Source organism: Mucilaginibacter sp. OK283, assembly GCF_900110415.1.
GTDB lineage: Bacteria > Bacteroidota > Bacteroidia > Sphingobacteriales > Sphingobacteriaceae > Mucilaginibacter.
In genome coordinates, this window is sequence record NZ_FODR01000010.1 from 108948 (window position 1) to 135022 (window position 26075).

General features: G+C 45.2%; 21 protein-coding genes. 7 read left to right on the top strand and 14 right to left on the bottom strand.

The genetic code is table 11. The features are described from left to right. The first annotated feature begins 70 nt into the window (after positions 1–70). Positions 71–739, top strand: a complete 669-nt coding sequence (locus BMX56_RS21470) for a hypothetical protein (protein WP_143065501.1) — start codon at positions 71–73, stop codon at positions 737–739. 107 nt (positions 740–846) lie between these two features. On the opposite strand, the gene BMX56_RS21475 is transcribed toward BMX56_RS21470, so the two are convergent. The 5 genes from BMX56_RS21475 to nagB form a co-directional block, all read right to left on the bottom strand. Then, positions 847–3711 (bottom strand): M16 family metallopeptidase, encoded by a 2865-nt coding sequence (locus tag BMX56_RS21475; RefSeq protein WP_090651741.1) that lies wholly within the window; start codon positions 3709–3711, stop codon positions 847–849. 68 nt (positions 3712–3779) lie between these two features. Continuing rightward, complete coding sequence (locus tag BMX56_RS21480) at positions 3780–4283, bottom strand: DUF2059 domain-containing protein (protein ID WP_090651742.1); 504 nt, start codon at positions 4281–4283, stop codon at positions 3780–3782. 3 nt (positions 4284–4286) lie between these two features. Continuing rightward, positions 4287–5399: an acyltransferase family protein gene (locus BMX56_RS21485; protein ID WP_090651743.1), complete on the bottom strand. Its 1113-nt coding sequence runs from the start codon at positions 5397–5399 to the stop codon at positions 4287–4289. A 62-nt stretch (positions 5400–5461) separates the two neighbouring features. Further along, positions 5462–5872, bottom strand: coding sequence for a DUF4279 domain-containing protein (locus tag BMX56_RS21490; RefSeq protein WP_090651744.1), 411 nt, complete (start codon positions 5870–5872; stop codon positions 5462–5464). 8 nt (positions 5873–5880) lie between these two features. Then, positions 5881–7803 (bottom strand): glucosamine-6-phosphate deaminase, encoded by a 1923-nt coding sequence (gene nagB / locus BMX56_RS21495; protein WP_090651745.1) that lies wholly within the window; start codon positions 7801–7803, stop codon positions 5881–5883. A gap of 102 nt (positions 7804–7905) precedes the next feature. On the opposite strand from nagB, the gene BMX56_RS21500 reads away from it, so the two are divergent. From BMX56_RS21500 to BMX56_RS21510, 3 genes are all read left to right on the top strand, one after another. Further along, positions 7906–9093 carry an anhydro-N-acetylmuramic acid kinase gene (locus BMX56_RS21500; RefSeq protein WP_090651746.1) on the top strand — a complete coding sequence of 396 codons (1188 nt, stop codon included), beginning with the start codon at positions 7906–7908 and terminating at the stop codon, positions 9091–9093. 29 nt (positions 9094–9122) lie between these two features. Further along, positions 9123–9482: a YybH family protein gene (locus BMX56_RS21505; protein ID WP_090651747.1), complete on the top strand. Its 360-nt coding sequence runs from the start codon at positions 9123–9125 to the stop codon at positions 9480–9482. An 83-nt stretch (positions 9483–9565) separates the two neighbouring features. Beyond that, entirely contained in the window at positions 9566–10174 is a 609-nt protein-coding gene (locus tag BMX56_RS21510; protein ID WP_090651748.1) for a hypothetical protein, read from the top strand. A 61-nt stretch (positions 10175–10235) separates the two neighbouring features. On the opposite strand, the gene BMX56_RS21515 is transcribed toward BMX56_RS21510, so the two are convergent. Then, positions 10236–10607, bottom strand: a complete 372-nt coding sequence (locus BMX56_RS21515) for a VOC family protein (protein ID WP_090651749.1) — start codon at positions 10605–10607, stop codon at positions 10236–10238. 320 nt (positions 10608–10927) lie between these two features. Here BMX56_RS21515 and BMX56_RS21525 point away from each other — a divergent pair, with 320 nt between their 5' ends. Beyond that, positions 10928–13564 carry a GH116 family glycosyl hydrolase gene (locus BMX56_RS21525; RefSeq protein ID WP_090651865.1) on the top strand — a complete coding sequence of 879 codons (2637 nt, stop codon included), beginning with the start codon at positions 10928–10930 and terminating at the stop codon, positions 13562–13564. 83 nt (positions 13565–13647) lie between these two features. On the opposite strand, the gene BMX56_RS21530 is transcribed toward BMX56_RS21525, so the two are convergent. From BMX56_RS21530 to BMX56_RS21540, 3 genes are all read right to left on the bottom strand, one after another. Beyond that, complete coding sequence (locus tag BMX56_RS21530) at positions 13648–14700, bottom strand: cobalamin-independent methionine synthase II family protein (RefSeq protein ID WP_090651751.1); 1053 nt, start codon at positions 14698–14700, stop codon at positions 13648–13650. Between the two features lie 108 nt (positions 14701–14808). Next, positions 14809–17673, bottom strand: coding sequence for a gliding motility-associated C-terminal domain-containing protein (locus BMX56_RS21535; RefSeq protein ID WP_090651752.1), 2865 nt, complete (start codon positions 17671–17673; stop codon positions 14809–14811). A gap of 72 nt (positions 17674–17745) precedes the next feature. Continuing rightward, positions 17746–19086 (bottom strand): FAD-binding protein, encoded by a 1341-nt coding sequence (locus BMX56_RS21540; protein WP_090651866.1) that lies wholly within the window; start codon positions 19084–19086, stop codon positions 17746–17748. Positions 19087–19206: 120 nt separating this feature from the next. Between BMX56_RS21540 and BMX56_RS21545 the strand changes: the two genes are divergently transcribed. Together BMX56_RS21545 and BMX56_RS21550 are read left to right on the top strand one after the other, a co-directional pair. Next, entirely contained in the window at positions 19207–19635 is a 429-nt protein-coding gene (locus BMX56_RS21545) for a MarR family winged helix-turn-helix transcriptional regulator (RefSeq protein WP_090651753.1), read from the top strand. Positions 19636–19638: 3 nt separating this feature from the next. Then, on the top strand, positions 19639–20163 hold the full coding sequence (locus tag BMX56_RS21550) for a GNAT family N-acetyltransferase (protein WP_090651754.1): 525 nt from the start codon (positions 19639–19641) through the stop codon (positions 20161–20163). Positions 20164–20207: 44 nt separating this feature from the next. Here the strand turns inward: BMX56_RS21550 and gldM are convergent, their stop codons facing one another. From gldM to BMX56_RS21580, 5 genes are all read right to left on the bottom strand, one after another. Continuing rightward, a complete protein-coding gene (gene gldM, locus BMX56_RS21555; protein WP_090651755.1) occupies positions 20208–21740 on the bottom strand; it encodes a type IX secretion system motor protein PorM/GldM in 1533 nt (510 codons plus the stop codon). Between the two features lie 343 nt (positions 21741–22083). Further along, positions 22084–22881 carry a type IX secretion system motor protein PorL/GldL gene (gene gldL / locus BMX56_RS21565; RefSeq protein WP_090651757.1) on the bottom strand — a complete coding sequence of 266 codons (798 nt, stop codon included), beginning with the start codon at positions 22879–22881 and terminating at the stop codon, positions 22084–22086. 28 nt (positions 22882–22909) lie between these two features. Continuing rightward, positions 22910–23536 carry a hypothetical protein gene (locus BMX56_RS21570; RefSeq protein ID WP_090651758.1) on the bottom strand — a complete coding sequence of 209 codons (627 nt, stop codon included), beginning with the start codon at positions 23534–23536 and terminating at the stop codon, positions 22910–22912. Then, positions 23533–24438, bottom strand: a complete 906-nt coding sequence (gene gldN, locus BMX56_RS21575; RefSeq protein ID WP_090651759.1) for a type IX secretion system ring subunit PorN/GldN — start codon at positions 24436–24438, stop codon at positions 23533–23535. Before gldN ends, BMX56_RS21570 begins: the two co-directional genes overlap by 4 nt. 4 nt (positions 24439–24442) lie before the next feature. Next, positions 24443–25735 (bottom strand): T9SS ring complex lipoprotein PorK/GldK, encoded by a 1293-nt coding sequence (locus tag BMX56_RS21580; protein ID WP_090651760.1) that lies wholly within the window; start codon positions 25733–25735, stop codon positions 24443–24445. Positions 25736–26075 lie beyond the last annotated feature (340 nt).

Consider the following 26075-nt stretch of genomic DNA (forward strand, 5'->3'; position numbering starts at 1 on the left):
ATTTGCGTTTAGTTAGCCAGTGCAACAAATACGCGCCAACAAATTAGTGATAAATCCTGTTAGCTATAGTATGATAAAAAATAGCCTGATCATATTGCTGGCAACAGGCCTGTTATCCTGTAACCAGCCAGCCCAAAAACAACCAACTGCCGATACCTCCAAAACCGGGGCAGCTGATACTACACTAACCGATAAATCTATTGTCGACGATTCTGCAGCCGATAAGCTGATAACGTCAGATACCTCAACTATGAGTAACGTTGCTACCGACCGACTTATTTTGCCGGGAAAAGGAGTAGGCCATATCCTGATTGACCAGGACCTGGAGCTGGCCTTAAAGCAATTAGGCAAGCCCGATAGTTCGGATGCAGCCATGGGCAGCTCATTAATGGTATGGTTTGCCAAACACGATACCAAAGGCTACCGCACCAGCATTTATTCGCACCGTAACATGGGTGGCAAAGATGAATCTATCAGCCGTGTCCAAAAAATACTGGTAACATCGCCGTGGTTTAAAACTGCCGGTCATTTGGGTGTTGGTGCTGCTTTAGATGTTGTTAAAAGAAATTATTCGTTAAAACCTGTTACCAGGTATAAAGCCAACGGCCACAATGTACAGGTTTATACAGATGCCGATAAGGGCATATCCTTCGAGGTAGATGACGTTACTAAAAAATGTGTAGCCGTTGTGGTGCACAAAGCACATGAGGCGGCTTCTGCTTATATCAATATGCATTAGCTAACCAAACTTGCGAAGTTTCAAAAACTTCGCAAGTTTTTCTCAGTCAACAAAAAGCGCCCTGCCGGATAAACCAACAGGGCGCTTTTACCATCAGCAAGAAATAATTATTTCTTCTCGGGCAGTAAAATCAATTTGATAAAGTTTTTGCCGCTTAAGTATTTGTTGGCGGCATCTTTGGTGCTTTGTACGGTTACCTGTTCAAGGTTACCTACGTGTTGCAAAATTTGATCCGGGTTTTCGCCATTTTGTGACGATGATGCCAGGTATCCAGCCCAAAAAACATTTTCTTTCATTTGCTCGCGTGTGCTGCGGGCTTCTTCGGCTACAAACTTCTGGATATCGGTTGCCTGGGCACCATTTTGTTTAAGCTTGGCTATCTCATCCAGGGTAGAGGCTATCATTTTGTCTACATTCTCCGGCGCACATCCAAAATAAACGGTGATACTGTACCTGCCGCTTGGCGTTTTGTGGTAACCGGCCCTTACACCAGGAGCATAAACACCGCTTTCCTGCTCGCGCAGGCGTTCAATCAATTTAATATTCAATACTTCCTCCAACGCATCCATTTGGATGTTATTGGCATCGTTATACTCATAATCTCCGCTAAATACCAGCTGCACGCTGCTTTTTTCGGCTTCACCCTTGTTAACTATTTTGGTGATCTGGCCGGCCGGAGGTTGAATGTTCAAATTCTTGTAGGTTTCTTTGCTATTGGTTGATGGCAAACCTCCTAAATAGTGCTCCAGGTATGGTTTTACCGTTTCCACATCAAAATTACCCACCAGGGTAAAGGTGAAATTGCTTGCATCGGCAAACCTTGCTTTATAAAAGCTATAGGCCTTATCCAACGATGCTTTGCTCAGCCTTTCGGGCGTGGTAACCATTCCCCTGAAATTGTGGTTGCTTAATGTTGCTGATACCGTGTCCTGGAACACGCTCGGCGGATCGAGGCCCCTGTTAGCCAATACAGATTTTGTTTGGGCAATTGTTGATTGCCAGATATCGTTATCCTTACGTGGCTGGGTAAAGTACAGGTAAATTAACTGCAACGCCGTTTCAAAATCGGCAGGCGAAGAGTTACCCGAGATACCCTGGGCAAATTCGCTGATGTAAGGCGTAATGCTCACATTTTTGCCAGCCATTTTTTTATCAAGCATGCCCTGGTTAAACTGGGCAATACCGCTGCTGCTAATGATAGACGAAGCCAAATTAGCCGATGTAAAATCATCATCGCTTGCTAACGACGAGCCACCAAAGGCATAGCCGTTAATCAAGATCTGGTCGTTTTTATAATCGGTTGGTTTTAATATCACTTTAAGACCGTTGCCAAGGGTCAATGTAGTAGTACCGATCAGAGAATCGACAACGGTATTCACAACTTTGGTACCCTCGGGTAATTTACTCAACAAAGGCTCTGATGATACATTGTCAACATAGGCTGTAACACCTTGTCCTGCCGCACTTATCCATTGCAGCAAAGTAGCTTCAGTTGGTAAGGTAGCTTTGTCTTTTTCGGGGGCTTCAACAATCACGGCCCTGTTCTGGTCGCCAATAAATTTACCGGCCAAAGCATTCATCTGGTCTACCGTAATCTTGTTAATGTTGTTTACATAATAATTGTATTCATACTCAATACCGGGGATTGCTTCGCCTTCTAAAAAGTGTTGCTGATACTCACGTACAAAATTTGCTGACCGTGTTTTATCGCGCTCTTTATAGGCATTACCCATTTGCACCAGCGCATCCTGCTTGGCGCGTTCCAACTCAGTAAGGGTAAAGCCAAACTTGCGGGCGCGTTCTGTTTCGGCAACAACGGCTTTAATGGCGCCTTCTAACTCGGCAGGCGTTTTGGCAACGGCAATGGAAGTAAAGGCATCCTGTTCGCCCAAAAAGCCACCATAGCTTGAGCGGCCAAACAAAAACGGTGGATTTGGTTTTTGCATCAATTCGCCTAAACGGGCATTCAGCATCTGGTTAAACAACCGGATCCTGACACTCTGCATATAGTCAACTGTATTTTTAACCGTTGTACCCGGATGTTTTACAATGATTTCGGCCAGCGTGTAAGGAAATTCCTTATCGGTAGCTATTTTAACAGCAGTCCCCGGGGTAGCAGGCACGGTATACTTTGTGCGTGGTTTTTCGGCAGTTGGATTTTGCAGGCCCGAGAAGTTTTGTTTTATCAGTTCTTCAACATGTTTCGGATCAAAGTCTCCTACAGCAATTACAGCCTGTAAATCCGGGCGGTACCAATCATGGTAAAAGCTTTTTATTGTCTCGGGTTTAAAGTTTTTAAGGATATCTTCTTTACCTATAGGCAAACGCAAGGCGTAGCGGGAATTATTAAGCAACACCGGTAATATCTGCTGTTGCAAACGCTCCTGCGCGTTTTTGCCGCGTAGCCGCTGCTCTTCTAAAACAACACCGCGTTCTTTATCAATTTCAGCAGGGTCGAAGCTTACGTAGCCCGCCCAGTTGGCCAATATTTTAAAGCCATTATTAAAAATAGCTGCCGTATCGGTAGGAATGGGTAGCTGATAAACGGTTTCGTTGAATGAGGTGTATGCATTTAAATCGGCGCCAAATTTCACACCCGATTTTTGCAGGTAATCAACCATTTGGTTTTTAGGAAAATCGCGGGTGCCGTTAAATGCCATGTGCTCGGTGAAGTGGGCAAGGCCTTGCTGATCGTCGGTTTCTAAAACAGACCCCGCCTTGTTTACCAGGTAAAGTTCTGCTTTGTTTTTAGGTTCAACATTTTGCCTGATGTAATAAGTAAGGCCATTGGACAGTTTGCCAATAATTACCTTATTATCTATAGGCAATACATCTGCTTTTGCAAGCAATTGCGATGCTACCGGTTTGCTTTTAGGCGATGGCGCCGGCTTTTTTTTAACTTGTGCAAAAGCACTTCCTGAAGCTATAAGGAAAGCTAAAGCAGCTACAGAAAGCTGTTTATTTAAATTCATATTATTATAGGGAATATTTTATGCTAAGATGCTAAACGAAAGTATTAGTTACAAATTGTGGCTCTTAATTATTGCCTGGCCGCGGGCGCTTCTTTTTTCGCAAATGCATCTTGCATCATTTGCTCCAGCTCAGGCCTGTGGTCGGCTATGGTTTTTTGTCCTAAAGCCATGCCCTTTTGCATTAAAATTGGAGTTTTCGCGCTTAACTTTTTGCCAAGCGGCGAATTATAAAAGGCCGTTAATTGATTGAGTTCATCTTCGGTATACTCTGTGGCGTATATTTTTGCAAATTCACCTTTCAATATATCCCACGAATAGTATTTGACCATAAAACGTTTCATTACGTTTACAAATTCGCCTCGTTGCGCTTCAGGAACCTGGGCGCTTGACGTATTTATCATGTTATCAACAATTCCTCCAAATTGGCTGTTTATACCGGTGGCTATTAAAAAATTTTCGGCCGCTTTTAATTGCGATGCACTGAAGGATGGAGTGGTGGTTTGCGCCTTTGAGTTGGTGATGCAGAAGAGCAAAATGCCCATTAAGGCGATAAGGGTTGGTTTAAATTTCATTTACTATATTTTGATAATTATTTTTCGAAGATACAATATCCACATCACCAGCCATAATATAATAACTGTAAATATGGCACTTGCCAATGAGGCATTCAGGGGCGAGAAATGGGGCGCAAAAAAGGTTTGATAAATAGATAAACCGCCAATTTTTATCATGTTCATATAATGCGGAATAAAACCCGAAAGCACATACGCCGTTATGGCGTTGGCCCCAAAAACCACAAAAGGATAGGTAAACCTTTTACGCCCCTGCACATCAATAAGCCAGTAGCTTAGTGCAAGCGCAATGGTGGCCAATCCGCCGGTATAAAGCACAAAAGAGCTTGTCCACAGGGCTTTATTGATTGGGAAAAATAAGTCCCAAACCAGGCCCGCAACAACGGCGATAACACCATAGGTAAACATCCAGCTAACCTTAACATTGTCATCTACATCTTTCCGCTTCAGCCAGGTGCCAATCCTGATACCGAACAATCCGGTTGCCACAGCAGGTAAGGTGCCCAATAAACCTTCGGGGTCCCAGGTGTGCGATTCACTCCAGAGGTGATTGGTGGTAAATACCAACCTGTCTATCCAGGCCCCCATGTTGGTGGCCGGCTCCAGGTTGGCATAACCTACACCCGGAACGGGGATAAATGTCATGATGATAAAATAACCAATTAACGCGCCGGCAAAAATCCAATCGCGTGTTTTTTGTGACGTTTTTAGATAGATGATGGTACAAATGAAATAGATCAAAGCAATACGGGGCAATACGCCGGGAAACCTTAAATGCGAAAAGCCACGGTCCCAATGAAATATCAATTGCGTTATCCAGGGGATGGCAATTAAGATAGCGGTGCGCTGCAGGGCCTTCAGAATTAGTTTGGAATGAGAAACGGTTGCTTTCCTGCTTTCCATGGCATAGGTAACCGATACCCCAACCATAAACAAAAAAAATGGGAATACCAGGTCTGTAGGCGTACATCCATTCCATTTGGAATGTTCAAGCGGTGCATAGATGTGGCCCCAATCGCCGGGATCGTTCACGAGTATCATGGCGGCAATTGTGACCCCACGCATTACGTCGAGGGAGAGAAGTCTTACTGGTTTTTGAGTATTGGTTTCGCTCATTTAAATACTGGTGTTATTTTATAAATATAGCGATGGATTTGAAACCCATCGCTATGGCATGTTCAATCATTCGCTCGGTTGATAATGGAGATTTCGATGCCTATACCTAAATCAGCTGCCAGTTTTAACAATTCCTTTGGTAGATATTGGGTTTGCGTGAACTTATCAGGGTTATATGCAACTCCAAAATCCAAAACTGCATATTGAATTTCAGAACCAGAATTGATGAACAGCAATTTATTCCTATTACTTTCCAAAAATTCAATAACATCTTTCACCTGTTGCTTAAAGTCGGTAAAATCGGCCTCACTGGCATCTATCGCGCAGCCAGAGTGTTCAAATTTTTTTCCATCTGGCTTCGACTTAACTTTAGGATCCCCTTTGTAGAAAACTTTATATGGATCAATTCCGGTCTTTAAGATAAAGCTATCTACATCAAAGTCTTCTCCAATTATTCGCAGTACACATGACATAACCTATTTTAAAAAATAAATCGCTTAAATCCTTCCATGGCTTCATATTCTGCTAAACCAAGTCTATCATATTTCTTCGCGGTATCTCGTGTCCTGTCTTCTGCACGAACCCAGAATTCGCGTGCATCATCACCTGGGAAAACCGGACGATCTTTTTGAGATTGGTGTTTGAAGATAGCGTTACGCTTGCGGATAACCTCCTGTGGAGAAAGCGGTACAGCCATTTCAATTTCATGAGTTTCAAACTCGTGCCATGCACCGCGGTACATCCATAACCAGCAATCTTTTACCCATTCTTCGGTTGCCTTCAAACGGTCAAGGGCAGCTAAAATGATATTGAAGCAAACCAGGTGGGTTCCGTTAGGGTCGGCAAAATCACCGGCAGCGAAGATCTGGTGTGGTTTTATTTTCTGTAACAGGTCGATAGTTAACAGGATATCCTCCTCGCCAACGGTGTTCTTTTTGGTTTTACCGGTTTCATAAAAAGGCAGGGCCATAAAGTGGATATGATCGTCAGGCAGGCCTGCATAACGGGCGCCTGAGATGGCTTCTGTTTTGCGGATAAAACCTTTTACATTCCTGATTTCGCGGGTATCAATCTGGTTGGGTTGTTTTTGCGGGAAGAAGGCACGCATCTCTTCGTATAACGAAGTCAGGTGCGCGCTGTCCTCACCAATGCTGTTGGTAAAATCGATGGCGAATTCCATGTAACGCAGTACATCATCATCCCAAACTGCGGTGTTGCCCGATGTTTGGTAAGCAACATGCACATCATGCCCCTGGTCGACCAGGCGAATGAAGGTACCACCCATCGAAATCACATCATCATCCGGGTGCGGGGAGAAGATAACCGAGCGTTTTTTTGCCGGTAAAGCCCTTTCCGGGCGTTGTGAATCATCAGCATTCGGTTTGCCGCCCGGCCAGCCGGTAATGGTATGCTGTATCTGGTTAAAAATATCAATATTGATGTTGTAAACAGGGCCCTGCTCTACAGCTAATTGAGCCATACCATGGTTGTTGTAATCTTCTTCGGTAAGTTTTAATACCGGTTTACCAATGGTATCAGCCAGCCAGATCACGGCTTTCTTTTTCAGGGTATTATCATCCCATGAACAATCTTTTACCAGCCAGGGGGTATCAAAGCGGGTTAATTCAGATGCTGCCGCTTCGTCCAGCACAAATTCAACATGCTCTGATAATTGCAGGTAGGTGGCAGGTACTTCGCCTGATATCTCGCCTTCCACGGCTTTTTTAACAATAGGGGCTTTTTTGGCGCTCCAGGCCATCAGGATGATTTCGCGGGCTTTAAAAATGGTGCCAATACCCATGGTGATGGCTTTGGTAGGCACATTGGCCTTGCCGCCAAAATCGCGGGCGGCATCGCTGCGAGTCAAATCATCTAAAGTAACCAAACGGGTACCCGAATTTGGCGCAGAGCCAGGCTCATTAAATCCGATGTGGCCGGTACGGCCGATACCTAATATCTGCAGATCCAGGCCGCCTAATTCTTCAATCTGTTTTTCATAATCCAGGCAGAAGGCAACCACGTCTTCTTTATCCAAAGTACCATCGGGGATATGGACATTGGCTTTATCAATATCAACATGGCTGAAAAGGTTTTCATACATGAAAGTAACATAGCTTTGGGCGGCATCGGGCTTCATGGGATAGTACTCATCCAAATTAAAGGTGATGACATCTTTAAACGACAAGCCTTCTTCTTTGTGCAAGCGTACCAGTTCGGCATAAACACGGATGGGGGTAACACCGGTTGCCAGGCCAAGCACTGCCTGCTCGCCTTTTGCCTGCTTATCGCGGATAAGTTTGGCTATCCTGCCTGCTACGGCAATGGATGCCTCCTGCTGGTTGCCATAAACGCTTACCGGCAGCTTCTCGTACCGGGTCTCTTCCAATAAATTTAATCGGGCCATGGGATGGGTTGAATTTGGTTGAAAACAAATATATCAGATATTTATTGACCACAACCATTATTTTAACTTTTGTAAACGGCCAACAAATAGTAATTTAACCGGATGTTACCGTTAAACCAAAATCTGCAAAAACTTTTTGATGTTGCACAAAAGCCTGCCAAAACCGGCATTGGCTTAATGTCGGGTACGTCATTAGATGGACTGGATATTGCTTTATGCAGTTTTACGGGCAATGGCTTACAAACCCAATTTGAGTTACTACAATTCATCACGATACCATATCCCGAAAGTTTTAAAGCAGAAGTGCAGCAGGTATTCGCCCTAAAAACAATCGACCTGGAGAAACTGACTTTACTAAATGCTTTCATCGGCAACTATCATGGACAACTGGTGCTTCAGGCGCTCTCTGAATGGAATATCGAACCACGTACAGTTGATTTTATTGCCAGCCATGGCCAAACTATTTACCATGCCCCAAAACGGTTACATAAGCAGGTGGGGTATCCGAATGCTACATTACAAATTGGCGATGGTGACCACCTGGCAGTAAAAACGGGGATATTAACCATAAGCGATTTCAGGCAAAAACATATTGCCGCGGGCGGAGAAGGTGCGCCGTTGGCCCTATATGGAGATGTACTATTGGGCAGTAAACCCGGCGAAGAAAGAATTTTGCTAAATATTGGAGGTATTGCCAACCTTACTTATTTACCGGCTGATAGCGATGCAAGCAAGGTTTTATGTACAGATATCGGCCCCGGTAATACATTGATTGATGCCGCCTGCCGCAAGTATTTTAACAAAGCTTTCGACGAGGATTCTGCTATAGCCAACAGCGGTAAAGTAAATGAGGATTTGCTTACCGCACTACTCAACCATCCGTTTTTTGCCGAGGCCGCGCCAAAAACTACCGGGCCGGAATTATTTAACCTGGCGTTTGTTGAAGATGCGCAACAACGATCACAAACAAAGAAACTTGCACACGAAGATCTGGTAAGTACATTAAGCGCCTTTACAGCTGCATCCATCATCAATTTTATCGAATCCAATATAGGGGCTGATGATCTAAAAATATTTGTAAGCGGCGGCGGAGCAAGAAACCCCTTTGTGATAGCCCGGTTGAGGCAGGTGTTTGCAAACATTAAAGATACCGGCAGTTTGGGGATCAACCCGGATGCTAAAGAGGCTATATTGTTTGCATTATTGGGCAATGAAGCTTTATGCGGCGAGCCTATTGCCATAGGTAACAATCCAAGGGTGTTGATGGGGAAATTTAGTTTTGCCCTATAAAAATTGTGTTAATCAGATTCAAATTAGGTATGATAGATAATCAATTTGCATTACAGTTTGCCGCTGATTGGATAATCTGCTGGAACAAGCAGGATTTAGATACGCTGATGGAGCACTACACTGATGATTTTAGCATTCAAACACCATACGCCCTGAAAATATACCCCGATTGCGGCGGTATTATATCGGGTAAAAAAAACGTAAGACTTTATTGGGAAACCGCCCTGAGCAAACTGCCTAACCTGCATTTTGAGTTGTTGGAAGTACTTACCGGCGTAAATAACATCAGCATATATTACCACAATACTGATAGCGGCAAAAATGCCGTGGAGAATTTATTTTTTAATGGTGATGGTATGGTGGATAAGGTTATTGTGACGTATAATTGAATGTTGTTGTTGTATCTTAATATATTGCAAACGCCAGTTTGTGAAAGATACTTTTTTATATTTAATGGCATCAAAACCTTTACATGATTAAAAATAAGAAACTCCTCATCGTTACCTTGATCTGTTTTATCGGCATCAACACCTCTTATTTTTGGGATAGCTATGCAGGGGTTTTATTTCTGCCACTTGCACTGGCTGGTTTTATAACATTTGTTATTGCGTTTTTACTATTGTTAAGGCAGATATACATGGTGGTACGGGAGCGATTTGCCGATAAGTCAAGATTGTATACCACAATAGCGATAACCGTGTTGCTGGCTCTTATCGTAATTGAGCCGTTCGGGATCATCGATTTTGAAAAACTGGAGGGTAAAAGTATTTTCTCTGCCGGGTATAAAGGAGTTGCAAGCTGCAGTTCGGCTTTAAAGTTAACAGCAGACCATAAATATTTTGTACGGGGAGTTTGCTTTGGAGTAGAACACCTGAGCGGGACATACACCGTTGCTAATGATACAATAAGGTTTAACTCCCCGGCATCTGGCCGATCAAACGGTTATTATGAGTTTGGTGTGATAAAGATGCTTAGTAACCCGCCGGGTAGCCATATTATAGGCGAATTACGCCTGTACAGGTCTGTAAAAGATTCCATGCCATTGCCTATGGGTGTAACGCTGAACGAATTGACGAAATGAGTTTTAGATAATACGATGACCTGCCTATCGCAGCAACTTTGTACCAAAGAAACTATTATTCCTAAATACCCTCGGCTACCCTAATATAATACCCGTTGATATCAATAAAAGCAAATTCCCTTAATCCATACGGATGTGTTTTTAGGCCATCGGCTATTTCAACGTTTCGTTCCTGTAGTTCGGCATAAACGCTGTCAATATTATCAACAAACCACATCAGGGGCAGGCGGTGTTTGGTATTGTTAATTGCAGCGGTAAACCCGGCATCTTCACCAAACAGCAGGCGCATATCATCGCGTCTTATTCCACCGTCTTTATCGCCCTCGGTCCACTCATCATAAAAGCCAAGGGTTTCACGGTAATAATCAAGCGTCTGTTTTAAATCCTTTACCGGCAGGTGCGGGCTGCTACGGATAAATTTTTTTGTTTTCATGAACGGAGAGGTTGATTACAGTAAATTTAATATGCTTTTTTAATCAGTACAAAAAACAGGTGTCAGTAACCAAAAGATTGCAGCGTATTATGCCGCAGCTTTAACAGCTTTTTATCTTTTAAATAAACCATCCAGAATTTGGCGCGATCATCGGAGTTGCAGCCATATACGTTTGCGGAGTTACATAGTTTGGCAGGGAAACCCGGCCCGGAATCATAACGCCTTTTTTCAACGAAATATACAAGGACGGCAACATTATGATTTATCAATAATTAATGATAAGTTGGTATTCATTTCCATATAAACCGGGGATCAGCATAATGGAGGATAAAAAAGGTCGCAGAAGCTTTTTAAAAAAAGTGGGTGTTAGCGGAGCCATGGCCATGATGCCGGCTGCTGTTATAAATATTGCAGATGCCAAAGCGTTGGGCGAACCCGCTGTAGATATTAACGATACTTCGGGCAAACCTGTAAAACGGGCGTACAATACCGCCTATACCGGTGATCATTTAAACCGTGTTGCATTCCCTATAGGCGGTATGGGCGCGGGCATGTTTTGTTTGGAGGGCACGGGTGCTGTTTCGCATGTATCCATACGCAATAAGCCCGATATTTTTAACGAACCCGGTATATTTGCCGCCATTCATGTAAAGGGGGTTGCCCGGGGAGCAAAGCTTTTGGAAGGCCCCGTACCCGATTGGAAAAAGTTTGGCCTCCGCGATGCCGGCAATGGCCTCACGGGTTCAACTACCGGCTTGCCGCGTTTTCACGCCGCCGAGTTTAAAACCGAATTTCCGTTTTGCCACATTAAACTTATTGACCAGGATATCCCATTATCTGTTGGCATTACCGGGTGGAGCCCCTTTATCCCTACCGATGATGATAACTCGAGCCTGCCTGTCGGGGCCATTGAATATCAATTTACAAATACAGGCACATCTAAAGTTAGCGCGGTGTTTAGCTTTAACGCCCGCAATTTTTGGGGCGACGCAAAGGGAAAGGACGCGGTGCTACCCACAAAAAACGGGTTTACGGCTACAGCTACCGGCAACGGCGAAACCAGTTTCCCTTTAGATTTTACGGTATTTACCGATGATGACCATACGGTTGTTGATCATTGCTGGTTCAGGGGTGGCTGGTGGGATCCGTTTACTATGGCCTGGAACGCCATAAAAGATGGCCGGGTGGTTGATAATCCTGCTGTGCCTGCCAATGCCCCCGGCGCCAGCCTTTACGTGCCTTTTGATGTAGCGCCCGGCAAACAAAAAACAATAAAGGTGATGCTGGCCTGGTACTCGCCCGAAACCCGGCTAACATTTGGTACCTCGGGTAAAAAAAAAGAGGGCTGCGACCCGGCCTCGGGCTGCTGCAATTCGCCGGCAGATATTGGTTTGGATAAGTACGACAAGGATTTTGACGGTAAATTTTATAAGCCCTGGTACAGTAACCGTTTCGAAAATATAGATAGCGTAAGCAGCTACTGGCGACAAAATTATAACGACTTAAAAGCAAAGTCGCGGTTGTTTACAAAGGCGTTTTATGCCAGCACCTTACCGCCCGAAGTTATTGAAGCGGTAGCCTGTAACCTTTCTATTTTAAAATCTCCAACTGTAATGCGGCAGTACGATGGCCGCCTGTGGAATTTTGAAGGCTGCGGCGATGACTCGGGCTGTTGCCATGGTTCATGTACCCATGTTTGGAATTATGCCCAGGCAATTCCGCATCTGTTCCCCGCGCTGGAACGCAGCCTGCGGGCCACTGAGTTTTGCGAAGACCAGGCCGAAGACGGCCACCAAACCTTTAGGGCCAACCTGCCGATAAACCCGGTGGCGCATGATTTTCATTCGGCTGCCGACGGGCAACTTGGCGGCATCATGAAGGTTTACCGCGATTGGCGCATCAGCGGCGATAACGACTGGCTTAAAAAGATATTCCCCATGGTAAAAGTGAGTATGGATTACTGCATCAAAACCTGGGACCCACGGCACAAAGGTGTGATAGAAGAACCTCATCATAATACCTACGATATTGAGTTTTGGGGAGCCGATGGCATGCATACCAGCTTTTACCTTGGAGCGCTCCAAAGCTTTATAGCAATGGGCTGGTTTTTAAAACGGGATGTTGGTATTTACCGCGATTTACAGGCCAAAGGCAAGGCGATGATAGAAAACGCGCTTTATAATGGAGAGTTTTTTATACAGGAAATTAACTATACCGGCCTTAACGCCAAAGATCCATCCAAAGAAAAATCATACGGCGGCGAATACTCAAAAGAGGCTGAAGCATTGCTGCATACCGAAGGCCCCAAATACCAATACGGCAAGGGCTGCCTGAGCGATGGCGTACTTGGCGCCTGGATAGGCCGCATGTGCGGATTGGAGGATGTTATCGACAGCAAAAAAATAAACAGCCACCTGCAATCGGTATACAAATACAATTTTAAAAGCGACCTTAGCGAACATGCCAATCCGCAACGCCCGTCATTTGCGCTGGGTAACGAGGCCGGCCTGCTGCTTTGCACCTGGCCCAAAGGCGGCAAATTATCGTTGCCGTTTGTATACAGCGACGAAGTTTGGACAGGTATTGAACACCAGGTAGCATCGCACTTAATGCTCACCGGCAAGGTGGCCCAAGGCCTAAACGTGCTGCGTGCCTCCCGTAACCGTTATGATGGGAAAGTGCGCAATCCCTTTAACGAGTACGAATGTGGCCACTGGTATGCACGCGCCCTATCAAGCTACGGCTACCTGCAGGCACTCACCGGTGTAAGGTTCGACGCGGTTACAGGTGTATTACATATCGATTCGAAAATTGGCGATTTTACAAGCTTCTTATCAACGGCAACAGGTTTCGGTACGGTATCGCTTAAGGCAGGTAAACCATCCTTAATTGTTGTTTACGGGAGCATTAATGTTAAAAAGGTAATGGTGAGCGGGAGGGAAGTGGTGATGGGGTAACGGGATATTTGAAGTAAAAATGCTCCCTTTATAAGACTTGCGAAGTTTTCTAAAACTTCGCAAGTCTGGCATTATCATGGTCTTTACGTCGTCAATTCCGCTTCCGCCAGTTTCGTCCCCTCAATCCTGGCTTTTATCTTTGCGAAGGCGGTTTCGCGTGTTGTGGATACATCGTCGCAAAATGGCGAGAAGCCGCAATCGTCGGTGGTGCCCAATTGGTTGGTATTAATAAAGGCTGCCGCTTCAAGTACCCTGTCGCGCACTTCTTCTGCAGTTTCTATTACGGGGTTAAGTACATCTATCACGCCAATAAACACTTTCTGATTGGGCTTTAGGTATTGTTTAATAACCTTCAAAACTTTTACCCTGTCGGGCTCGCTGGCCAGTTGCAAATAAAAGCTGCCTACATGCAGTTCAAATAAATCGGGTAAAAAATCGGCGTAATCAACATCCGCGCTATGGGTCGAATCGTGGTCGCCGCCGGGGCAAACGTGTACGCCCAGTTTTTGCTGTTCTTCAACGGTAAAACGGTCGAATACCTGGTTGTTAAGGCCAATGAAGTGTTTCAATACACCGCCGGATGGATCGAGCTTTAACGATAGCCGTCCTTCTGTAAAATCCATTTGTACTTTATAAGCGCCCTGCTCCAGGCAAAGCCTGATATCTTTTTCGCATTCATTCAGCAGATCGGCAATGAATTCAGCTTGCGGATAGCCGTCAATGCCATCCGGAGGGTAAATTAAGCTAAGGGCCGATGCCGATATGATGGCTTGTTTAACGGGAAGGTTGGTTAGTTTTTGAGCTGCGGCAAGATATTTTGATGCATAATTACCGTACCTGAACGGCCCTTTGGTAAGCAAAGGCAACTGCCGCGAGTGGCCATCCTCAAAATTGATGGTCATGCCTCCGGATGCTAAGTTGGTTAAGCCCTCCAGCGGATAAGTGACAAAGCTTGATTTGGTTTGCTCACCATCGGTAATAACAGGCGAACCGGTTTCAGCAAACTCCTTTAAAGTGTCGGCAATTGCAGCTGCATAAAGTTTATTTAACTCATCGGCATTGGCTTGTGTGGTAATTGCCGTTACAAACTCAGGCGACCTCGGAATGCTCCCGATAGGTTCAGTTAGGATTTTCATAGACTTTAAATTGGGTTTATAGATTACATAAATCTACCGCAATTTTATATGGAATAAAAAATATTGCCTGGTAATTATTATAATAACTTGCCAAATGCTTTTAATAACCTAATTAAATATAGTTACTGAACCACTAAGCACCTGTTTTGTGCCTTTTGTGCTAATAACGTAATAGTATACCGAAGCGGGTAATTTACTGCCGTTATAGGTGCCATTCCAGGGCGTGGCATAACCTTGTGATTGAAATACCATACTGCCCAGGCGGCTATAAACCCTCACGGTTGTGGTTGGGTCGCCCTCCAGGCCGGCTATTACCCAGGTATCATTATGGCCATCGCCGTTGGGGCTAAATGCATTTGGTATATGTATATCATCGCAATGGCTGCTTATGGCAATGGTTTGTGATGCCTGGCACCCGTTGTTATCGGTTACCGTTAAAATAACCGATCCTAATTTATTGGTTGTAAAAGTGTTGGTGCCGGGTTGCCCGTTCCATTCGTATTTGACAAAACCTGCGGGGGCTGTAAGGGTAATGCTTTCATTGGTATACTGACAAAGCGTAGCCGATGGTACGTTTAACGTTGGATTGGGAAAATACTGCACCGTAGCAGATTCATCAACCGTACAACCCGCCGTTGTTGTAACTGTAGCTTTGAATGTACCCGAGTGCTGGATGCTTATTTTGTCGGATGTAGCGCCGGTACTCCAGGTAACAGTGCCGCTTGTATAGCTTGCTTTAAGATCGACCGTTTGACCATCGCATAAGGTGGTATTCACAATTTGTTGAATACTGACAGTGGGCGGTGGGGTAAATCCTAAATTATAGGCAGACGACGCGATATTGCAGGACCCAGCACTTACAACGGTTACCGTATAGTTGCCACCTATATTGGTTGTTATGCTCGCTTTGTCCTGTTCGTCTGGTAATATATTTCCGCCCCTGAGCCAGTTTACAGTCGTAAACGGGTCTATATTAACATTCGCGGTTAGTTGGGCCATATCGCCAATGCAATATGCCGGTTTACTAGCAGATACAACAGGTTTTGGCAGTCTAATGAAGTCGACCTGCAGCTCGGCGGACGAAACCGAGCCGGAACAACCGGTTACCACCACTTTATATTTACCCGGCTGGCTCACGTTTATTGATGCAGCGCTGCCGGTTATGGGGCTGTCATCTTTATACCAGGCATACTGGTAACTTGTCCAATTCAAAATAGCCGAGGCATCAATAGGCACATTGGCCGATAGTGTGGCCTGGTCGCCATCGCAGTAACTTGCTTTATCGGTGGTCAAAACCGGCGTTGGGATAGCAATAAAGTTTACCTGTACCTCTTTTGATGCTACCCAATTGCCTGCACAGGCGCTTACTTCTACCTTGTACTTGCCGGTTTCGGTAATATTATCAAGCGTGGCGGCTGTATTACCGTTTAACGCGCCATCCTTATACCAGCGATATTGGTAGTTCGGTTTGTCGTCGGTTTTTAAGCTCGCTGATGAACCGGCGCAGTAGTTTAATACATCGGGATAGCTGAAGGTGAATTCGGGGGCGGCAATTTGGGCTATTTTTAAATGGTTTGATTCGAAGTGCAAAGCCGAACAGGGATCATATAAAATTGCATAATAGTCGCCGGCACTGGTAATGGTATACTTGTCCTTACTTTCGTTTGGGATCTCTACGCCATCCTTATACCATTGTGCCAGGCCGCCAACATAATTTGAGTAGGTGAGCCGTGCCATTAAGATAGTATTTCCGCATACTTGAAACTTATTTACACTCGGGTCCTGACCATCAATATAAATTCCCTGTAATTGTTGGGTTTGGTCAATGTATGCGCCATAATCGGGCTTTAATAGATACAAACCATCCTGAGCGGCAACCCAAACCCCGTCCTCGCATGTTGGCGACGTGTAAGAAGTGGCGTTAACACAAATATCGTTGATCACCTTATTGCCCAAGCCGTCATAATGCTGAAATGAGTAATCGAAAAGATTGTCGTGAGTTTTGTTGTTCGAATTCGAAAAATACAAACCTTGGTCGGTTCCAAGTAAATAATTTTCTTGCGTTAAGCTTTTTACGTTAATTAAGCCAAAAATAGAGGTGATCTTGTTGATGTTTATGCCGTTAAGATAGTGCTTATATGAGTTATATGAGTTATTTGAACCGCTCCACCTGTTTTGGAATAAACCATTTTCTGTTGACCAAAACTGATTGCCGGTATAAGGGAATCGCTGGTTGTAGGCATCAAAAATGTTACCATTACCGTAGTAGGCAGACTTAAGCGTTTTGCCAAACTTATCCCCCTCCAGCCATATAAAACCGGTATACTCAAAAGAAGATGTATAGAAATTGGCAACTTCGTAATATTTGGCGTTGCCGGGATAGGTATTGGCGTTAATAACATCAGTAAACATGAGCGAGCGATAGGTGCTTTCAAATAACCGCATATTGGTGTTAACAATGTTGATACGCCTCGCCGTTCCGTCCTTCATAGAATAAAAATAAAGACCATACGTTGTAGCTATCATCAATTCGTCTTTGCTGATATCTCCTAATCCCTGGCTAAATACGGATTGTGTATAATTAAAGCCGATGGAATTTATAGTTCCTGTTATATCTTTTGACGTACCAATAACTTCGATACCGCTGCTTGTATATTTAAGTACAATGCTGTTTGTAGCAATACATACTACATCCTTGCTGTCGCCGGCAATGTCAATAAAATTAACATTGCTATAGCCTGCAAATCGGCTGCTGTAATCAACCACATCACCGGTAACGCTGTTGATGCGAAAAACGCTATTGCCCTGGGCCAAAACCCATAGGTATGGATCAAGAAAATCGCGTTTTACCTTTAGAATATTTTTGCCCGCTAAAAAGGTGTCACTCAAATGCAAGTCCATATCCTGCTGAGCATGAACTTTGTAAACGGTAGCAATAAGGATTAACAGCAGCAAATAGCGCAAACGGGACATGACAAGGCTTTACAGGCAGAAAGATAAGATAAATATTAAAATATTTAAAACACTATTCTTCCCACCTGGCTGCTATCCCCCATAAATATTATACTCCAGAAACGCGTTCCTGAATTTACCATGAGGGTCATAATCTGCAACCACCTTTTTAAAATCGGCTATTTTTTCATAACGTGAGGCCAGCACTTTCGGATCGAGCGTAAACACTTTGCCCCAATGTGGCCGGGCATTAAAAGGGGCAAGGGCCTTTTCAATAACGGGGAGTAGTTTGGTAACAGCTTCGGTCTTCGGTTTCCAGGTAAAGTGAATGGTTACCGAGGTTTGATTATGGCAAGGGCTCATCCACAGGTTATCTGCCGCTATGGTGCGTATCTCGGTTATAAATAAATGCGGGCCAACCTGCTTGCCTAATTTAGCAATCGCTTCAATGGCTGCTACCGCATGTTTTATCGGTACAAAATATTCTGCCTGTAGTTCTTTACCGCTGCTTGGGGTAAAGCCCATTTTAAAATGCGGCAAACGCTCGTACCATGGTCCGGGTACACCTAACTGGTCGGTGCAGCTTTCGGCAGGGTGGTCATAAATAGGGTGCAGGTTTTTGGTGGCCGCTTTGGCACCATAAAATTCGGGATCGTCATGGTCTTTTTCGGTCATGCGGCTTTTTATCCAAACCTCGTTTACGTAGTCGTTTTGCCAATCGGTAAACAGACTTACGCTGTAACCTGCAGATACTATAGCTTCAAAATGTTGCTTAACCTGTGCCATAGGCAGTTTCAAAAACACGCGCTGGCGCATCATATAAGTGGGCTCGATGGTCAGGGTAACTTTGGTAATAATGCCTATCGCCCCTAAGCCAACAACCACCGCGTTAAACTTTTCCGGGTCAGCAGCTTTTGAAAAATGGACTATGCTGCCATCGGCAACAACAACTTCCAGCGCTGTTACGGCGCTGGCCAGGTTGCCGTTTTTAACACCACTGCCATGCGTAGCCGTGGTGATTGAGCCTGCAACCGAAATATGCGGCAACGAAGCCAGGTTATGTAAAGCATAGCCTTCTTTATGTAGGTAGGGGGCCAGTTCGCCATATTTTATGCCGCCTTCAACAGTAACGGTCATGGCTTTTTTATCGATAGAAATTACTTTATTGAGTTCTTTGGTTGAAACCAGGTCGTCCTTGCTATCGGCAATGCGGTTAAAGCAGTGCCTGGTACCCAGCGCCTTTAGCTTGCTATGTTTTTTTATGAGCTGCTGTACCTCGGCCACCGTAGCCGGATACTGCACATTGGCAGTGCTGTAAGTAAGGTTGCCCGCCCAGTTTTGCAAGGGAGCCTGGCCGGCCAGGCAGATAACGGGAGATAAAAAAGGTGTAGCCATAAGTGTGCCGCCTAAACGGATAAAGGTTTTTCTTTTCATAACTAATTGGTTGATACAAGGTAGGATTTTAATTGCCATAAAAAATTAAAATTAATCACAAATATAGTTGACTTTGTCAACTATATTTGTGAACTTAGCTTTTGTAACTGCATTATTTATATGGAAACAAAGTCGTCACCAGTTCAGCAAATTCGGGCCTTTAGTCGTTTTTATACGGATATTATAGGTTTGCTGGATAAACACCTGCTGCAAAGTGATTACTCGCTGGCCGAGGCGCGTATCTTATACGAACTTCATGCGGCTAAAAGCATGCAGGCCTCGCAAATTATCCCGGCAATGTATATCGATAAAAGTTATTTAAGCCGGTTATTGAAGAAACTGGAAAAGGATAAACTGATTGCCCGTAAGCCTTCGGAACATGATGCAAGGGCGATGGTTCTTTCGCTTACCGATAAAGGAACGGCCGAATTTGAAAAACTTAACCAGGCATCAGACAAACAAATTAACCAACTGATAAAAGATTTGCCTGCTGCCAGACAGCTGGAACTGGTAGCGCATATGCAACAGATTATGACTATTTTAAAATGAACAATGGATAACGAAAAGAGCACAACGTTAAACATCGGTGATATTAACATTCGGACAGTATTACAACCCGGCGACCTGGGTTACATCGCTTACCTGCACGGAGATATTTATGCGCGGGAATGTGGCTACGGACTTAACTTTGAACGTTATGTATTACAAGGCCTGGCCGACTTTGCCAGCCAATACAACGCCGGTAAAGATAAGGTATGGATTTGCGAGCACCGGCAGCAAATGATAGGTGTGCTGGTTGGCGTTAACCGCGGCGATAGTATACAACTGCGCTATTTTATTTTTAGGCCCGAATACCGGGGGCTTGGCCTCGGCAAAAAGCTGATGGATGGGTTTATAAACTATATGCACGAATCGCAGATAAACAAATCGTACTTATGGACAACCAACGAACAGCATGCAGCCATCTCGTTATATACGCGCTATGGCTTCCGGTTAGCCGAAGAAAAGGTATCCAACGGGTTTGATAAAGAGCTTACCGAAAGGCGGTATGACCTGGAACTTAACAATAAATATTGACTACCCAATGCCGAATCCATCGCATTAGGTAGTCAACACTAAACTCAATTGGCCGTGAGTGCCACCGGCGCCAGTTGCCTTGGCGAACCATCGGGTCCAACCGCTATAATATTATCAAAAATTACCCTTGAACCTGGCTTGATGCTGTTAAGGGATGCCGTCATGGAATCATTCAGGGTGTTGCCCGATCCAACCTGTACCGATGCGGTTTCGCGGGGGTTGGCTATAATAAGGCTGAACCGAGTGATTTTGAACCTGGCGTCAAAATCAAAATTATCCAGCATGGCAAAAATAGCATTCTGAGCTTTTAAGGCCACGGTAGGTACGCTGCCGCTTGACCGGCCCGAGAATTTTGCAACTGGATCAGGAATGCGTTTGGCCCTGAACTGGGTATGGCTTAATACCTGTACTTTACCCGGCGCAATTTCTGCCGATACCGAAACGGTTACCGTACCAGGAGTAGTAACCCTGGCCACATATTTCCCTTCGGAACCACTGAGCGTGCCGCCCGAAATACCTATCCTGATGCTTTTTGATGGGATCCCTGGTACAGACACTGATACCGGGTTATCTACCCCGATATAAAATACATTCATCTTATCGGGCGACACCACTGCCGATGGCCTTGAAACAATGTAACGCTGCTCGGGCGTGGTATAGGTTTTTATAGTACCATCGGTTTGTTTTACGCTGATGGTGCCCTTCCAGTTAAATACCCCCTCGCGGCTGGTATTTACATTGTATACACCCCGGCCATCTTTAACTGATATGGGGCTGCCGCCAACCTGTACCGTTGGGGTTGACCGTGAATCATAAGCAGTTAAAAATACCTGCGCGGTGTAAGGCTGTCCTTGTATCAGGTACGATGTTGGCGCCACGGCCACTGCCTCAAATTTATCCAGGTTCACTACTGCCTGGTCCATTTTGCCCAGTATCTTTTTCACTACTTCCGATTCGGCATTTTTGTTATCTGCCTGGATGCGCGATAGTATCGTAAACGTCGCGGTTAAGGGCACGCCTTCACCAAAGTTCAACTCTTCCCAGTTGCGGTGGCTGGGGCCTCGTTTTACCGGGTCATCGGCATTAAGATTGAATGATACCGTTTTGCTATCCTGCGGGCCTAACAAAGTGAGCAGCCTTTCGCGGGTATCATTAATTTTTTGTTTAAGCGCGGTAGCCCGCTTTTTGTTAATCATTACATCAAAGCCGATATCAAGGTTATCGCGCTGTTTTAAGTCGCCGGTTACAAAGTCGTATCCGTTGCTTTGATTACTAAGTTCTGCTTTGATGTCCCTGATGTAAGTATCCAGTTCTGTTGTTACTTCCCTTGCCTGTTTTGCTTTTTCATATACAGGTTTGGCCCTTTCGGGCGATTCCTTAAGGCGGGTTTGCTCAAAAGTGCTGAACAATTGCTGTACCGAATTACCCACGTTTGCCGCCGAAGCAGTTAAGCTGTCGTTTATGGTTTTAAACGCGTCCAGTATGGTTTCTGATACATTCAGGGCCAGCATTGCCAATAAAACCAGGTACATGATATTGATCATCTTTTGCCTGGTGGTTTCTTTTCCTGCAGCCATTTTTTTAAGTTTTAATTTGATTTATTAATTGCTTTGATAGGGTATAAACACCTTGTGGGATGTTGTTAGCCGTAGTGAGGGGTACGAGAACTATCGGGTTTGAACGCTGGTTAAGACTCACCCGGCGAGGCTGCGCCCGCCACCCTCTCTTCGGCTTCGCCGGAAAGAGGGGCTTGAAAGCGTTTTTGTTTACTTCCATTAAGGATATTCCCCGTTCAATTCCCTCTTTCCACCGCAGGTGAAGAGAGGGTGGCGGGCGCAGCCTCGCCGGGTGAGTTTTCGCCGCCCTACATATCCACCATCCTATACCAGCGTTCCAACCCGAAAAGTCGTTCCCCTTTTACTACATCCGCTGCTGATTCATAGCCGAAAGCATGTTGGCGTAGTAAACATTTAATGATGATATATTTTGCACCAGCTTGTTCACCTCATCCTTAAACACCCGGGTTTCGCCTGCCGACTCGTGCAAACTATTCAGGGTGCCGGTAAGGCCCTGGTAAAACTGGTTAATGCGGCGCAGGTTATTATCGGCCCCGCTCAGTTCGCTCTCGTATAATGAGTTTAAATGTGCCAGGTTATGTGTTAGCTTTAAAACCTGTTGCTGATAGGCATGGGCATCATCGCGGCTATCGGCAATGGTAGCAAAGCCGGCCGATGCTTTTTCGAACATGGTACCCAACAGATCAAACTTGGACGAAGCGGTTTTTAGCTTCGCCGCAAATTCGTCTGTCCCTAATGAAGCATCAGCTATAGCGTTTATCCGGCTCATTTTATCCGAAAATTGTTTTAATCCTTCTCCCAAATTGTTAATCTTTTCGGGGCTTAGGTCTGCATGGGTAAGTAAGCCGTCAAGGGCAGCGGTAACGCCGTTGGTTTGATGAACCGGCCTGTGCCTTGTTACTTCGCCGGCATAATCAACAGCCAGTTCGGGATATACTTTTTCCCATTCCGGCTCTTCGGCCGGAGGGAAAAAGCCCAGGGTAAAAAACAGCAGGGCTTCTACAGATAAACCAAGCCCTATCATATAGGTGCCAAGCTGGCCACCCCAGTGATTAATTTTAAACATAGCGCCAAGGATAACTATACTGGCACCCCAGGAAATGGCTATATGCAGCCAGTTGATTTTTTTGCTCTTTAACATGATATTTGATTTTTAATGGTTTTACAGATCAGAATTTTACATAAATGGTTACCGCCGAATTAAGGCCAGGCAGCAGGCCCCGTAACCCGCTGCTTACTTTGCTGGCCTTATCGCCATAGGTTGATGTGGCCGAACTGGTTGGAATAAACCACCCCAAATCCGTACGCATACCTATGTTTTTGAACAGGTGGATATTACCCAGCCCGGTGCCGATATAGGGTCTTACTTTCGACATGTAGATAGTGTAGTTGGGTGTAGTGCCTATCCCTTCCCTATACACATTATTTGAAAAATAATAAGCAATACCGGTAGATATGTACCACTTACGCGCCAGCCAGTCGCTTTGGCCGTACAGGGGCTGCCAATCGGCAATGGCAAATACCGATGTGCGGTTAAACTGGGCACCGCGGCCGTTGTATTGCACCGTCATCCCCGGGAAGGTATTGAAACCTATCCTGGCGTTAAATGATTTCAAAAAACTGTATGATCCCTGGATGCCTAACCCCTGCGTACCAACCTGTACGCCAAATGATGATGTTGGAAATGCACTATACTCGGGCAGTACCTGGGCGCTGGCCTTGCCGCAGCAAAACAACAGCCCCGATATGAGCATCATCAATAAAAACTCCTTGAATAATTTTGCTTGCGTTGTCATAGCTTCTCCTCCTTTTTACTATCTGTTTGTGCTAAATTTTTTGCGTTTACGCCCCTGGGGTTTTGCCAGATGTGTTTTTTTAGGTCGGCAATTTTTTGTTCAAGTAATACCGCTTCGGTGCTGCCCGGCTCCAGTTGCCCACTTTGTACCCCACCCGGCGACGCTTGTTTTACCAGGTAGGCCGAAAACTTGTGCTGCATAAACACATCATCCAGCGTAAAATCAAAAATGTCCTTGTCGGGGTTGCTCACATCCTCCTGCACCAGCGTGTACCGCAGCTGTGGAAAATAAAGCCAGAAGGCCGGGGTAAATGCCAGGTTGTCGGCCAGGTCGGCTGATGTGCTGATGTGCATCATGGGGGCCAGCGCTACAATGCGGGTGTCAACCCGGCCGCGCTGCCTGTCAAAAAACACATCTTCCTTAATCCGGAACCGGCGTACTTTATCGGGGTTGAACTCGTTAAGCGCCATCCTTGAGCCTGTTTGGTTACCGTCTTTATCAAAAATTGGTATCAGTACCGAGTCGGCAAAGCGCAACTCGCCTTGTTTGGCGCTGAGTTTCTTTTTCAGATCCTCTTTTTCATAAGGCGTAAGCTTGCCTGATTTTATCCCTTTCATGATAGCTTCCATAAGGGATTTACCAGGGATGGTAAGGATGCTGTTGCCCGAGTCGGAAAGGTCGATATCCCGCCAAACCTGTGCATATAACCTGATGTTGGCGGCATTAGCCTTTGGATAGGGGAAAGGCTTTGCTTTTCCTAAATCGGCCGATTTAATTAAATTATCATATGCCGGCAGGGTATCTGTTAACGTACTATCGGCCACTATTGCCTGGGCAAAGGACATACCCCTGCCGAAACCGATCAGCAGAAGGGTTTCAATCACTATTATTATCTTTTTCATAAAATTATCGTTTAGCGTATTTTCTTGTTTTCACCTGCTCGCCGGGGAGTTCAAAGGCGGCCATCACGCAGCGGAAACCTATGTAGGAGTGGGCGTTACCCTGGTCTTCAAAACTACGGGTATCACTGTTCAGCATCTCGCCGTTATCTTTCCATGATCCGCCGCGTACTACCTTTCGTTTTAATAGGGGCGAGTCTTTATCGGCGGCATCATACAGCAAAGCCGGGTTTAAATCGTTTACCAGTTGCGATGCCGAAGGGCTAAAAGCGTCCATCGTCCACTCAGATACGTTGCCGGCCATGTTGTAAATGCCAAAGGCGTTGGGGGTATATGAGGTAACCGGCAGCGTAAATGTTGATCCATCGCTGGAGTAGGCGCCCTCGCCTTGTTTAAAGTTGAGCGAAAGTTTTTCCTTACCGGTAGTTTTATCAATAGTGGTTTTTACTGTTCGTTCTACAGTATCAGCTGGATCGAGCTTGGCTTCGGCGGCGTATTGCCACTGTGCTTCGGTAGGCAAACCAAAACTTAGTTTAAAATTTTTAAGGTTGGGATTGTTCCTGATGAGCACCTTTAACTGCGTACTGCGCCAGTCGGCATAAGCACGGGCCTGTTTCCAGGTTACCCCGACTACAGGGTTATACTCATAAATTTTATTGCTGAAGTAGTTGGCGTCCATCACCGTCATTTGCGCGTTCGGAAAATCCGTCGACCATACATGCTCGTTAGGATAAACGCCGACCGTATCCATTACATACTGGTTGTTTTTTTCGCCATCCATGCGCACGTAATAAAACCGGTAGTTCATTAATGCCGGGTCGGGCATACGCTGGCCATTGAGCATGGTCATCATACCGGCCAGCTTTTCTTTTACGTCTGCCGGTGCGCGTTTCCATAAGGGCGAAATCTTGTGCACTTTATCCCAGTCTATCAGCCTGATCTCCTTGCGGTTTTTACCAACGGTTGCCCCTGTGGATGGCAGGTAAAAGGAATCATCGTGGAGGTAATCGGTAATGGCTACCGAATCGGCAACCCAGTTTACAAAGGCCTGGTATTGCTTATTGGTTACTTCGGTTTTGTCAATAAAAAAAGCGCTTACGCTTACATTGCGTTTTTCGGATTTATCATCATCATCTTGCAGTTTGTATTGGAAAGTGCCTGATGGTATATACACCATGCCTGCCGGCGGGATGAGGCGCTTTACAGAAACAGCGCGGGTGGCCGGGGTATTGTATAGTTTTGACTGGCAGGAGCTGAGCACTATTAGCAGCAAGCCTGTAATTTGAATTGACGATCTCATAATTGACTTATCGGGGTTTTAAATAAAAAAATAGTCGAGGTGAGATCATAGCGTTTTTTTAATTGGTGAAACAATGACTCAAATATGGGAGGTGTGCACCCAAGGGGGCATAATGTGCCGATGAACAGACTAAATAACTCGATAAAGAAATTGGCGGGTAAAAAGTAGAATTTTTAGTTGGTTGCCTGTGCAATATATCAGTATGGATATGCGTTTTTAGTCGCGCTTTTGCGTGTTTCACAGGTATTTAGCAGATTTTGGCTGAAAATATTGTGTGATTTTTTGGCGTTACGATTGGATAGGACTACACGAAATGCCGGTTTGCAAGAAAGGTATTTTG

Excerpts from the sequence above, each read along its gene's own strand:
- BMX56_RS21470 (WP_143065501.1), top strand. The coding sequence starts at position 71 with ATGATAAAAAATAGCCTGATCATATTGCTGGCAACAGGCCTGTTATCC.
- BMX56_RS21475 (WP_090651741.1), bottom strand. The coding sequence starts at position 3,711 with ATGAATTTAAATAAACAGCTTTCTGTAGCTGCTTTAGCTTTCCTTATA.
- BMX56_RS21480 (WP_090651742.1), bottom strand. The coding sequence starts at position 4,283 with ATGAAATTTAAACCAACCCTTATCGCCTTAATGGGCATTTTGCTCTTC.
- BMX56_RS21485 (WP_090651743.1), bottom strand. The coding sequence starts at position 5,399 with ATGAGCGAAACCAATACTCAAAAACCAGTAAGACTTCTCTCCCTCGAC.
- BMX56_RS21490 (WP_090651744.1), bottom strand. The coding sequence starts at position 5,872 with ATGTCATGTGTACTGCGAATAATTGGAGAAGACTTTGATGTAGATAGC.
- nagB (WP_090651745.1), bottom strand. The coding sequence starts at position 7,803 with ATGGCCCGATTAAATTTATTGGAAGAGACCCGGTACGAGAAGCTGCCG.
- BMX56_RS21500 (WP_090651746.1), top strand. The coding sequence starts at position 7,906 with ATGTTACCGTTAAACCAAAATCTGCAAAAACTTTTTGATGTTGCACAA.
- BMX56_RS21505 (WP_090651747.1), top strand. The coding sequence starts at position 9,123 with ATGATAGATAATCAATTTGCATTACAGTTTGCCGCTGATTGGATAATC.
- BMX56_RS21510 (WP_090651748.1), top strand. The coding sequence starts at position 9,566 with ATGATTAAAAATAAGAAACTCCTCATCGTTACCTTGATCTGTTTTATC.
- BMX56_RS21515 (WP_090651749.1), bottom strand. The coding sequence starts at position 10,607 with ATGAAAACAAAAAAATTTATCCGTAGCAGCCCGCACCTGCCGGTAAAG.
- BMX56_RS21525 (WP_090651865.1), top strand. The coding sequence starts at position 10,928 with ATGGAGGATAAAAAAGGTCGCAGAAGCTTTTTAAAAAAAGTGGGTGTT.
- BMX56_RS21530 (WP_090651751.1), bottom strand. The coding sequence starts at position 14,700 with ATGAAAATCCTAACTGAACCTATCGGGAGCATTCCGAGGTCGCCTGAG.
- BMX56_RS21535 (WP_090651752.1), bottom strand. The coding sequence starts at position 17,673 with ATGTCCCGTTTGCGCTATTTGCTGCTGTTAATCCTTATTGCTACCGTT.
- BMX56_RS21540 (WP_090651866.1), bottom strand. The coding sequence starts at position 19,086 with ATGAAAAGAAAAACCTTTATCCGTTTAGGCGGCACACTTATGGCTACA.
- BMX56_RS21545 (WP_090651753.1), top strand. The coding sequence starts at position 19,207 with ATGGAAACAAAGTCGTCACCAGTTCAGCAAATTCGGGCCTTTAGTCGT.
- BMX56_RS21550 (WP_090651754.1), top strand. The coding sequence starts at position 19,639 with ATGGATAACGAAAAGAGCACAACGTTAAACATCGGTGATATTAACATT.
- gldM (WP_090651755.1), bottom strand. The coding sequence starts at position 21,740 with ATGGCTGCAGGAAAAGAAACCACCAGGCAAAAGATGATCAATATCATG.
- gldL (WP_090651757.1), bottom strand. The coding sequence starts at position 22,881 with ATGTTAAAGAGCAAAAAAATCAACTGGCTGCATATAGCCATTTCCTGG.
- BMX56_RS21570 (WP_090651758.1), bottom strand. The coding sequence starts at position 23,536 with ATGACAACGCAAGCAAAATTATTCAAGGAGTTTTTATTGATGATGCTC.
- gldN (WP_090651759.1), bottom strand. The coding sequence starts at position 24,438 with ATGAAAAAGATAATAATAGTGATTGAAACCCTTCTGCTGATCGGTTTC.
- BMX56_RS21580 (WP_090651760.1), bottom strand. The coding sequence starts at position 25,735 with ATGAGATCGTCAATTCAAATTACAGGCTTGCTGCTAATAGTGCTCAGC.